Annotated in this window: 5 protein-coding genes and 1 pseudogene; 2 read left to right on the top strand and 4 right to left on the bottom strand. The window is 43.1% G+C overall.

From position 1 onward, the window contains the following. Positions 1-38: 38 nt before the first annotated feature. Positions 39-353 (bottom strand): annotated as a pseudogene (locus tag IQ242_RS07440) (4Fe-4S single cluster domain-containing protein); the annotation flags it as partial. Between the two features lie 80 nt (positions 354-433). Further along, on the bottom strand, positions 434-1,615 hold the full coding sequence (locus IQ242_RS07435; protein ID WP_193959529.1) for an RtcB family protein: 1,182 nt from the start codon (positions 1,613-1,615) through the stop codon (positions 434-436). Positions 1,616-1,973: 358 nt separating this feature from the next. Between IQ242_RS07435 and dnaK the strand changes: the two genes are divergently transcribed. After that, positions 1,974-3,878: a molecular chaperone DnaK gene (gene dnaK, locus IQ242_RS07430; protein WP_193959528.1), complete on the top strand. Its 1,905-nt coding sequence runs from the start codon at positions 1,974-1,976 to the stop codon at positions 3,876-3,878. Between the two features lie 287 nt (positions 3,879-4,165). Here the strand turns inward: dnaK and IQ242_RS07425 are convergent, their stop codons facing one another. Then, a complete protein-coding gene (locus IQ242_RS07425) occupies positions 4,166-4,786 on the bottom strand; it encodes a PEP-CTERM sorting domain-containing protein (RefSeq protein ID WP_193959527.1) in 621 nt (206 codons plus the stop codon). A gap of 216 nt (positions 4,787-5,002) precedes the next feature. On the opposite strand from IQ242_RS07425, the gene IQ242_RS07420 reads away from it, so the two are divergent. Further along, positions 5,003-5,161 carry a hypothetical protein gene (locus tag IQ242_RS07420; protein ID WP_172970556.1) on the top strand — a complete coding sequence of 53 codons (159 nt, stop codon included), beginning with the start codon at positions 5,003-5,005 and terminating at the stop codon, positions 5,159-5,161. Positions 5,162-5,348: 187 nt separating this feature from the next. Here IQ242_RS07420 and IQ242_RS07415 read toward each other — a convergent pair whose 3' ends face one another. After that, complete coding sequence (locus IQ242_RS07415) at positions 5,349-10,979, bottom strand: cadherin domain-containing protein (protein WP_228020868.1); 5,631 nt, start codon at positions 10,977-10,979, stop codon at positions 5,349-5,351. Positions 10,980-11,296: the final 317 nt, after the last annotated feature.

The following is an 11,296-nucleotide window of genomic DNA, read 5'->3' as shown; positions in this document are numbered from 1 at the left end:
GGGTTAGGGGTGAGGGCGATTAACCATCTCTGCCATTACTTATGAAAAATGGTATTAGCCAATTCTGTCAAGGCTTTTGCTTGCCAAAAAGGTTCACCCCCGGAGAAAGTTAGGCCGCTATTGCGGGGATTAGCCAAAATTTTGGCAGCTAGAGACTCAACAGTAATTAATTGATTGATCTCGAAGGACCAGGAAGCTTGATTAAAACAACCTCGACACTCGCGAGAACAACCCTGTACCCAGACCACGGCCCGACAACCGGGACCGTTAACGGCGGATTCATCCACATAGCCCATGATATTGAGATGATGGGCGGGAATTTGTGCTAATTGGGCAGCAATAGTCAGACTCATCGCTTATAATCCTCGATCGATTCCTATCTTTTTCATGCTAGGGAAAAAAAGACAAAAATCGATCGCTCTTGCCATGATTTTTAACCTTTGACACACATCACCTGCTTGAGAGTGGCGACAATTTCCACTAGATCAGCCTGTTGATTCATCACCTGTTGGATCGGTTTATAAGCTCCCGGAATCTCATCAATAACGCCCTCATCTTTGCGGCATTCAACCCCTTGGGTTTGGGCGATTAAATCATCAAGAGTAAAGGTTTTTTTAGCCAGATTTCTCGACATCAAGCGCCCGGCCCCGTGGGAACAGGAACAGAAGCTATTATGTTCTCCTTTGCCTTTAACAATATAAGATTGCGCTCCCATGGAACCGGGGATAATACCATAATCGGTTTCTCTGGCGCGGACGGCTCCTTTTCGGGTGACATAAACCTCCTCCCCAAAATGAATTTCTTTTTCGGCATAATTGTGATGACAATTAACTACTAAGAGGGGTTTAGTTGGTTTGCCTCCCGCTAGATGTTTTTCAACAATGCGTTTAAATCTAGCCATCATAATTTCCCGATTATAACGGGCATATTCCTGGGCCCATTGTAGGTCATGCCAGTAGGCGGTAAATTCTTCTGTACCGGCGACAAAGTAGGCCAGATCGAGGTCGGGTAATTTACCTTCTGCTAGTTTGGCTAACTCTTTGGCAGTATCAATATGACATTGGGCCAGTTGATTACCAATACCTCTAGAACCGGAATGGAGCATTAACCAAACTTGATTATCTGTATCTAAACAAATTTCGATAAAGTGATTACCACCCCCCAGAGAACCCATTTGTTTAAGGGCTTTTTTTTCTAGGTTTTGTACCCCTCGATGAATCTGTTTAAATTCCGCCCATTTTGGCCATTTAGTTACATCCCTATCCACTTCCTTATTTTCAGCAAAACCGACGGGAATATTCGCCTCCACATCGAGGCGAATTTTTTTAAGTTTTCCCTGCAATTGTTCACCAGTAAAAGGCATTTTTAGGGCAGCCATGCCGCAACCGATATCGACTCCGACGGCGGCAGGAATTACGGCATCTTTGGTGGCAATCACCGAACCGACTAAAGCGCCTTTACCCAAGTGAACATCGGGCATTAAAGAAATGTGTTTATAAACAAAAGGTAGGGAAGCGACATTTTTGGCCATTTGGGTTTCTTGGAGTCCCAATTCATGGCCCGCCCAAGATAAAATCGGTGTTGGTGTGGAAAGTTCCAGAGTTTCGTAAGTCATAGTTTTTATGAAATAATCAAATAAAAAGCCGATACAACCAAAATAACGCAATTGAGATTCTGCGATGAATTGAATAAATTGTTATCGGCGATCGTGTTTTAACACAGAGGATAAGCTGTTGACTATCTAAATTACTCCCTCAGACTGCCCCCCAGGAGAATTTTTGACTTTCACCGCAGGTTTACCGACTACTGTAATACTACCAAAAAGGTTCGGATACCTACACTATCGAGAAAGCGGGGTTATTTTGCACTATAGAGATAACAAAGGAACTGATAGGGGTGGGTATCGCCTAAAAACCGAGTACAGTTCCGATTCTAGAAGTCACTATAATTTGTATCGGAGCAGCACAAAGATTATGGGAAAAGTAGTTGGAATTGACTTAGGGACGACTAACTCCTGCGTCGCAGTTATGGAAGGGGGTAAACCAACCGTTATCGCCAACGCCGAAGGGTTTAGAACTACGCCCTCAGTCGTCGCCTACGCCAAAAGTGGCGATCGCCTAGTAGGACAAATCGCCAAACGTCAAGCGGTAATGAACCCGCAAAATACCTTTTATTCCGTCAAACGCTTCATCGGCCGGAAATTCAACGAAGTTACCAACGAAGCCACAGAAGTATCCTACAAAACTCTCCAGGATGGCAACGGCAACGTTAAATTAGACTGTCCCGCCCAGGGCAAACAATTCGCCCCCGAAGAAATTTCCGCCCAGGTACTGCGGAAACTGGTGGAAGATGCCAGTAAATACCTCGGCGAAACCGTTACCCAAGCAGTCATCACCGTACCCGCTTATTTTAATGACTCCCAACGTCAAGCCACCAAAGATGCCGGTAGAATTGCCGGGATTGAAGTTCTCCGCATTATCAACGAACCCACTGCCGCCTCTCTTGCCTACGGATTAGACAAAAAAGCTAACGAAACCATTCTTGTTTTTGACTTGGGTGGGGGAACCTTTGACGTATCGGTTCTAGAAGTGGGTGATGGTGTCTTTGAAGTTCTTGCTACCTCTGGAGATACTCATCTCGGTGGTGATGACTTCGATAAAAAAATCGTCGATTATCTAGCCGGAGAATTCAAAAAAGTTGAAGGAATAGATCTCCGTCAAGATAAACAAGCCCTGCAACGTCTCACAGAAGCGGCAGAAAAAGCCAAAATTGAACTTTCTAGCGTTACCCAAGCGGAAATTAACCTGCCCTTCATCACCGCTACCGCCGAAGGACCAAAACACCTAGATACCACTTTAACCAGAGCTAAATTTGAGGAAATTTGCGCCGATTTAATCGATCGCTGTCGGATTCCCGTCGAAAATGCCATCCGTGATGCCAAAATCGATAAATCTGCCCTCGATGAAGTGGTTCTCGTCGGTGGTTCAACCCGGATTCCCGCCGTCCAGGAATTAGTTAAAAAAGTTCTGGGCAAAGATCCTAACCAAAGCGTTAACCCCGATGAAGTGGTAGCCGTCGGTGCCGCTATTCAAGGTGGTGTTCTCGCCGGTGAAGTCAAAGATATTCTTCTGCTTGATGTTTCGCCCCTGTCTTTGGGTGTGGAAACCCTCGGCGGTGTGATGACGCGGATTATTACCCGCAACACCACTATTCCCACCAAAAAATCGGAAGTTTTCTCCACGGCAGTGGATGGACAAACTAACGTGGAAATCCACGTTCTGCAAGGGGAACGGGAAATGGCCAAAGATAACAAGAGTTTGGGAACTTTCCGACTCGATGGCATCCCTCCCGCTCCTCGTGGTGTGCCTCAAATCGAAGTGGTCTTCGACATCGATGCTAACGGTATTCTCAATGTCACCGCTAAGGATAAAGGTACAGGAAAAGAACAATCGATCAGCATCACCGGCGCTTCTACCCTGCCCCAAAATGAAGTGGAACGCATGGTAAATGAGGCAGAATCGAACGCCTCGGTGGATAAGGAACGTCGCGAACGCATTGAACGCAAAAATCAAGCTGATTCCCTCGTTTATCAAGCTGAGAAGCAGTTGGAAGAGTTAGGCGATAAGGTTCCTCCATCTGAGAAAAATAAAGCCCAAGGGTTGATTAAAGACCTGAAAGAAGCGATCGCTCAAGACGATGATGATAAGATCAAAACCATCCTACCGGAATTACAACAAGCCCTCTACGCGATCGGTAGCAGTATGTATCAGCAAGCGCCCCCTAGCAATCCCCCCGGTGGCAATGATAACAATGGCCCCTCTGGTGGTGCTGGTGGTGGCGATGATGTCATCGATGCGGAATTCTCCGACGCTAAATAAAAATTAAGTTCTTAGCTTCGGGAAGGACACAAGGTAACTTGTGTCCTTTTTTTGTTGCAGCTTTCTTAAAGATAAGGCTGTCACCGAAAATGGCTCTTCTGAGTTTGGTATGCTTCTCGGCGGTTTATCGGGAGCTTAAGGGATTGAAACACCTTTCTAAATTGAATTAATCCCTTGCCGGATAAGGTTTCCAGCTAAGTGTAACATCGATTTGCATAATGAACCAAGTTGACTAAACTATACACGGGGATGTAAACTCGATCGCTTACATCCCCGAAAAATATCAATTAACCATCATTACTATTGTCTTGATTGCGCTTTTTAGACAGCAATACACCTAACCCTAATATTACCATTGCCAAAATTGTAGAAGGTTCGGGAATAGCTATCGATGAATCCACTTGAACTATTTTTATAAACTGACTTTGATTACCAGAATAACTGGCAACACTGCCATCGCTAAAACCAGTTTGAGATAAATCAATATTAAGTACCAGACTAGAATTACCATTGCCGATTACTTGGAAGTGCAATAAACTAAAAGTATCCAATTGATTAATTCCCAGAGGTGAACCAATACCGGCTAAGGTGAAAGAACCGCCGCCTAAGTTAGTAATTGAACCATTGGTATTGTCTAAGATTCCCGTGCGTCCAACGGGGAAACTAGAGGTAACAAGAGGACTATTGATATCTAAGGGATTGAAAGGATTGTCGATGTTTTGAATTGAGCGAGGATCGAAGGATAAATTAATGGCACTGCTAGTGATACCGACCGGATTAATATCACTATTTTCCATTAAAATTTCTACAAAAAATCTATCCCCTAAACGAAGAGGACTATTAATAATAGTTCCAGGTAGGCCACTATTATCAGTTTTGAGGTTAAATTGAGTAGTCAGACTAGACATAATGTAGTTCTCCTGAGTTAAAAAAGTTAGCGAGTTAAAACAAATGCTACAACCCGGCAAGGGAAGTCACACTAAGTAGGTGGGTGGAATTAAATATAAGATGAACGTAGGTTGGGTTGAAGCATGAAACCCAACGCTCTACAACCCGGCAAGGGAAGTCACACTAACTGGGTACATCATTTGTACTCTGGTAAAGAACGTAGGTTGGGTTGAAGCATGAAACCCAACGCTCTACAACCCGGCAAGGGAAGTCACACTAACTGGGTACATCATTTGTACTCTGGTAAAGTTACTGTTTCTGGAAAAGACAGTACCGATGCCAAACTGTATCAAGAAAAAGAAGGTAAGAGGAATCAAGAAAATGGCACAAATTAAATATCCCATGGTAATCCAATGGTCTGATAATGAACCCTTACCTGAACCTTTATTTTGTAGGATGGGTTAGGAAGTGCGCTAACCCATCAAAACCTATTGTAATTAACCGGAATGGTTGGGTTTCCTTGGGTCAACCCAACCTACGAAGATGGGGTTTTCTTGGGTCAACCCAACCTACAGAGTTAATCTAAATAACTAACCCAAATTCGGAATTGAAGGGAACTAATTCCGCCAGATTAATTCTTCCATCTCCGGTAATATCAGCAGTAGGGTCATAGTTGGTTTGTCCACTAATACTACCAAATAACCCCGGACGTTGTAAGGTGTTTAAGTCGGTTAAATTGACTTTGCCATCGTAGGAAATATCACTGTTAAAGGTTGATTTTCCGGTTAGTTGAATGTTCAAAGCGGAATTGTTTTGAGCATTACTATTGATGACTAAGCCGTTAGCCAAATTGAAGTTTTCTCGCGCTGCTTTGGGTGCATAAGTTAAAGCAATCCGGCGAGTTTGTCCGGGGTTTAGCAGTATGTCTCCATTGGCAAAATTGGCATCTGTGGTGACATTTTGTGCATTAATAGTAATACCAGCAATAGCGAGTACATCATTAGTTCCCACTGCGGTATTAGTAATATCAATGTATTGGGTTTTGTCAGCAAAGTTGGGACGGACAAAAAGGCTATCGGTTGCACCTTGTCGGTATTGGGAGAGTTTTGTCCCGAAGGTAACAGCAGTTTTATCTACTACTATTGTCCCTTCATTAACGTTGGTAATATTAACGTTAAATGTCTTTTCTGTAGAGAGTTTATAACCGTCGGTTGCTTTGACTCCCAATTGATAGGATATTACTCCACTTTCATAGTCGATGGTGTTAGCACCTGCTTGAGTGAGGGTAATTTCTCCGGTGGTTGCATTGATGGCAAAAAGGTTATTTCCTGAGCCATCTTTAGGAGAGGTACTGAGGCTAAAGGTGGGAGTTTGTCCGTAATTATCATCGGTTGCTTCGACTAAGTTACCAGCTACTACTACTGTACCTGCTGCGCTTCTTTCGGCGAGGTTGACGTTATTAATAGTACCGACGATGGGAGCATCATTGATGATGATATTACGGGTTAAGCTTAAAGTACCATTAGGATCAGCAAATGTGCCATCAGCAAAACCAATTTGATTGGGGTCAAAAGTTAGATTTAGGTTTGAATTATCCCGCGTTCCAACGACGTTAAATCGGAGTAAACCAAAGCGAGAAAGTTGATTAATACCAATCGCTGTACCTTGACTTGCTTCGGGGACTGCACCACCGCTTAGGTTATCAATTAATCCGTTAGTATTATCTAAAGTACCGCCTCGGAATAGGGGGAAATTAGAGGTAATTAAAGGACTATTAACATTGCTAATATCAGCAAAGTTATTGATATTTTGAGCAACATCGGCGGCGAAGCCAAAATCAAGGGAATTAATGATTAATCCTGCTGCATTGGTACGAATATCACCGACGAGAATTTCCGCAAAGAAGCTATTACCGAGAATGGGATTGTTCCCGGTGATTTCACTGCCAATTGTCCCGTTATTATCCTCATAGAGTTTCAGTTGGAAGCTGAGAGGATTGACATTATTTAGGTTAACGGTAGCGATACCCGTATCGGTTAAAGCGCCGTCACTGGCTTGAATTGTCAGGTTAAAGGGGTTAGTTTGTGCGCTGACATCATTAGTATCGGTAACGGTAATTACGCCAGTGTTACTAATAGCAAAGGCTTTGATAGTGTCCCCATCAGTATCGGGATTTCCGGCGGTGATACTGTAGGTTAAGGGGTTATTGTCGGGGTCAGTGGCGTTAATTGTCCCGACGACTGTACCGTTAGGACTGGTTTTAGAAATGCTGAAAATAGCATCATTAACCACTGGGGGACGGTTAACAGGACTGGTTAGGTTAACAACAATTGCACCGTTTCCTGTGGCGTTACCATCATTAGCAGTGACGGTTAAATTAAAGCTGTTATTTGTGCCAAAATCACCGGGGTCGGTAACGGTAATTACCCCTGAGTTATTGATGGCAAAAGGACGAGTTCCGTCGTTATCTGTGTCGGTATTACCATTAGTAATGCTAAATGTCAAGGGATTGTTTTCAGGGTCGCTGGCGGTGACAGTACCAACGGTAGCACCCACCGCACTATTGTTAACAATAGAAAAGGTGGCGTTATTAACAGTAGGCGGACTATTTAAGTTGATAACTGCATTACCTGTTCCTGTCGCGCTACCATCATTAGCGGCAATGGTCAGATTAAAGCTTGTATTTGTGCCAAAATCGCCGGGGTCAGTAACAGTAATTACTCCGGCGTTACTGATGGCAAAAGGACGAGTGCCGTCGTTATCTGTGTCGGTATTACCATTAGTAATACTGACGGTGAAAGGGTTATTTTCTGGGTCACTAATGGGGACTGTACCAACGGTAGCACCCACCGCAATACTTTTAGCAATGGTAAAGGTTTTATTGGTGATAACAGGAGGTTGATTGACGGGAGTTGTAAATTCAAAAGCACCGATATCAACGGTAGTACCGTTAATGCGAGGATTATTCCCTAAGTCTTGGGAGAGGGGTTCGGTAGTGTTTCCGTCTTTGTCTAAGTCTCGAATGTCTGCGGGGAGGAAAGTATTGCTACCTGCATCTATCGCAGGGGAACCACTTTTTAAGCGTAAGTCATCGAAGTTGGGATCAACAAATATTGCAGTTGCAAGAGTTGTAGTATCAACGGTGACGTTTCCTGTTCCGGTATATCCTCCCTGTACGATACTATTGGTGATGGTAGCACTTCCTTGAATAGCTGTTCCTCCATGTCCCCAAATGATGCTATTACGGAGAGTAGGGGTAGTTCCACCACTCCAAATAGCACTACCGCTACTGGACGCATTGCCATAAAAGCTGGTGTTAACTAAGGTATTAGCACCACCTCCATTAATCCAAATTGCTCCCCCTTGACTGGTTGCATTATTACGGCTGAAGGTAACATTAGTTTGGGTAGAATTGCTACTTGTAGAAAAAATAGCGCCACCACCACTACTAGCAGTATTTTGACTGAAGCTAACACTAGTTAGATTGGAACTACTGCTATTGTTGTAAATGGCTCCACCACTACTAGCACTGTTTTGTTGGAAACTATTCTGAACTAGATTAATGACACTGCCACTGCCAGTATACCCAGGCAAAAGAGTATTAAAGATAGCACCACCACTACCATTGTTAGCACTATTCAAATTAAAGTTGGCATTGGTTAAAGTAGCAGTGGTGTAATATGTGTTGTAAACTGCGCCACCAGAACCATTAACGCTACTGTTGTTGGTGAAGGTAATATCAGTCAAAGTTGGGCCACTACCGTAATTATAAATAGCACCACCATCGCTATTTGCACTGTTCTGACTAAATGTAGTGCTATTGATAGTGGGATTACTATTCGTGTTGTAAATTGCCCCTCCTTGATCACTTCCAGTTCCACCATTAGCTGGATCAGTAGTCGTATTCCCAGTAAAGGTTATATTGGTCATTCTGGGATTACTGCTGGTGTTATAGATTGCACCCCCTTGATAACTAGCACTATTGTTAGTAAAAGTAACTCGTGTTAGATGAAAATTAGTCCCCCCTGCTGTATAGCTACTGTTGTTATAAATAGCACCACCTTGATAACTAGCACTATTACTACCAAAAGTTACATCAGTTAGAATAGGACTGCTACTGGTATTGTAGATTGCGCCACCGTAGGTAGAACTATTTTGTTGAAAGCTGACTTGATTGAGGGTAGGACTACTACTGCTATTGAAAATTGCTCCACCATTACCGTTAGATGTTGTTCGGTTATTAGTAAAGGTGACATTATTAAGGGTAGGACTACTACTGCTATTGAAAATCGCACCACCATTATTAGTGGCTGTATTGTTGGTAAAAGTAGCAGTATTGAGAGTGGGATTACTACTATTGTTGTAAATCGCACCACCTTGAATACTGGCATTATTGCTAGTAAATGTCGCATTTGTCAGGGTAGGATTACTGCTACCCGTGTTATAAATACCGCCACCAATAGCAGCATTGTTATTACGGAAAGTGACATTAGTTAAGGTAGGATTACTTGCACCTGTATTCAATAATCCACCACCAAAATTACTAGCATTATTATTATCAAAAATTAGGTTACTCAAAACCGGAGTACCATCATTGATAAAAATACCACCGCCATTATTTTGATCCGTTCCCGTACCATTGGCATTACCTGCTACAATAGTAAACCCATCTAACACCGTTGTATTAGTGGTAAAACTAGCAGTAACAACGTGATAAGAATTATCCTGATTATTGGTTGTTCCACCAATATCACCACTTAAAATAGTGACATTATTGGTAACATTTCGCTGCTCTAAAGTCGTTTCAGTTCCAGCAAAACCCCCATAAACCTTAACTTGGTTTTTCAGGGTAAAAGTTGCCGTCCTGTCTGTGGTTGTCGTCGGTTTATAAGTACCCGCAGCAACCCAAATTTCATCCCCTAATAAGGGTGCAGCATTTAACGCCGCTTGTAAATCAGTAAACGCATTCGTCCAAGAAGTACCACTATTACCCCCCGTCGCTGCTGCGTTAACATAAATAATCCGCTTAGTCGCTGTTGGTGGCGTAGTTGCACCCTCAAACGCGCCAATATCCACACTAGAACCCGCAATACGGGGATTACGCGCTAAATCTAAAGGTGTAGCTTCTGTAGTATTGCCATCTGAGTCAATATCTTGACGATCCGTTGGTAATGAGGCAGAATTACCAGCATCAATCGCAGGAGAACCTGCTAATAGGCGTAAATCATCCCCACTCGCATTAACAAACTTGGGATCAACATCCGTACCATTAAAGACACCGCCCTTAATGATGCTATTGTTCGTATTAATCGTCCCACCACTGTTAAAAATTTCCGGTCCCGTACCCCGTCGATCTTGGTTTCCGTAGATAATACTATTACTTAAACCAACGGTACTAGAATTATTAGAAATTGCGCCTCCTCGCGCCGCCACATTCCCACTAAAATCAGTATTAGTGAAATTAGGAAGACTTGAGATATTGTAAACCGCACCCCCATCGGCTGTAGTCGCTGTATTTCGGGTAAAAACAGCGTTAGTTATCGTAGGACTACTGCTACTAGCATTGTAAAGCGCACCACCGTTATTAACCGCCGTATTCAGTCGAAAAGTGGCATTAGTAATGAAGGGACTACTCAAACGATTATAAATCGCTGCTCCATCCGTAGCAGTGTTAAATTCAAACCGCACATCCGACAGAAAAGGATTGCTACCCTGTTCGTTGTATAATCCACCTCCAGAAGTAGCATTGTTATCAATAAAAACTGTATTTCTGACGGTAGGACTGCCATTATTGACGTACATTCCGCCACCAGTACCCTGATTTCCCGTCGTACCGTTAGCATTCCCCTTCGTAATCGTAAAACCGTCGAGAATTGCCGTGTTATTGGTGCTACTTCCTGTCACGACATGATACACATTATCGGCAATCCCCGCTACACCAATTTCACCGCTTAAAATCGTGACATTTGTGGTAATATTTCGCTGATCTCGGGCAGTTTCCGTCCCTGCGAATCCCCCATAAATCCCGACATTATTTTTTAGGGTAAAACTCGCGGTTCTGTCAGTTCCCGTCGTGGGTTTATACGTCCCCGCAGACACCCAAATTTCATCAGTAGATTGTGCTGCTGTAATAGCACTTGCTAAACTGCCATAAGCATTATTCCAAGCGGAACCATTACCAGTAGAACCGGATTTAACGTAGATGATAGCCATGATATACCTCGTGTGAAAAAGATATTACAGAGTCAATAGGGAATCCACCCGAAACTTAGTTCGAGTTAGATAAAGTTGATAAGTAAGCGAATAGTGGAGAAAACTGTCTCTAGAGACAGCAAAACCATTAATCAAGCTTGGATGTCAGAAAATTTAGCACTGGTTAGGGATAATGCTTAGATTGTAGAGGCGAATAATTATAAGTTCCGTTTATTTTTTTTTTTTTTCATTCATCAGCAGAGCTTATTAAATAAACCATGCAGAGAGAAACTATCTGGTATAATGGCACTCCTGCAAGGATTTACCTAGGGATAAGC

It is taken from the genome of Microcystis sp. LEGE 08355 (genome assembly GCF_015207185.1).
In the GTDB taxonomy this organism is placed as follows: Bacteria; Cyanobacteriota; Cyanobacteriia; order Cyanobacteriales; family Microcystaceae; genus Microcystis; species Microcystis panniformis.
This window is presented reverse-complemented; position numbering and strand designations above follow the sequence as displayed.

Excerpts from the sequence above, each read along its gene's own strand:
- IQ242_RS07435 (WP_193959529.1), bottom strand. The coding sequence starts at position 1,615 with ATGACTTACGAAACTCTGGAACTTTCCACACCAACACCGATTTTATCT.
- dnaK (WP_193959528.1), top strand. The coding sequence starts at position 1,974 with ATGGGAAAAGTAGTTGGAATTGACTTAGGGACGACTAACTCCTGCGTC.
- IQ242_RS07425 (WP_193959527.1), bottom strand. The coding sequence starts at position 4,786 with ATGTCTAGTCTGACTACTCAATTTAACCTCAAAACTGATAATAGTGGC.
- IQ242_RS07420 (WP_172970556.1), top strand. The coding sequence starts at position 5,003 with ATGAAACCCAACGCTCTACAACCCGGCAAGGGAAGTCACACTAACTGG.
- IQ242_RS07415 (WP_228020868.1), bottom strand. The coding sequence starts at position 10,979 with ATGGCTATCATCTACGTTAAATCCGGTTCTACTGGTAATGGTTCCGCT.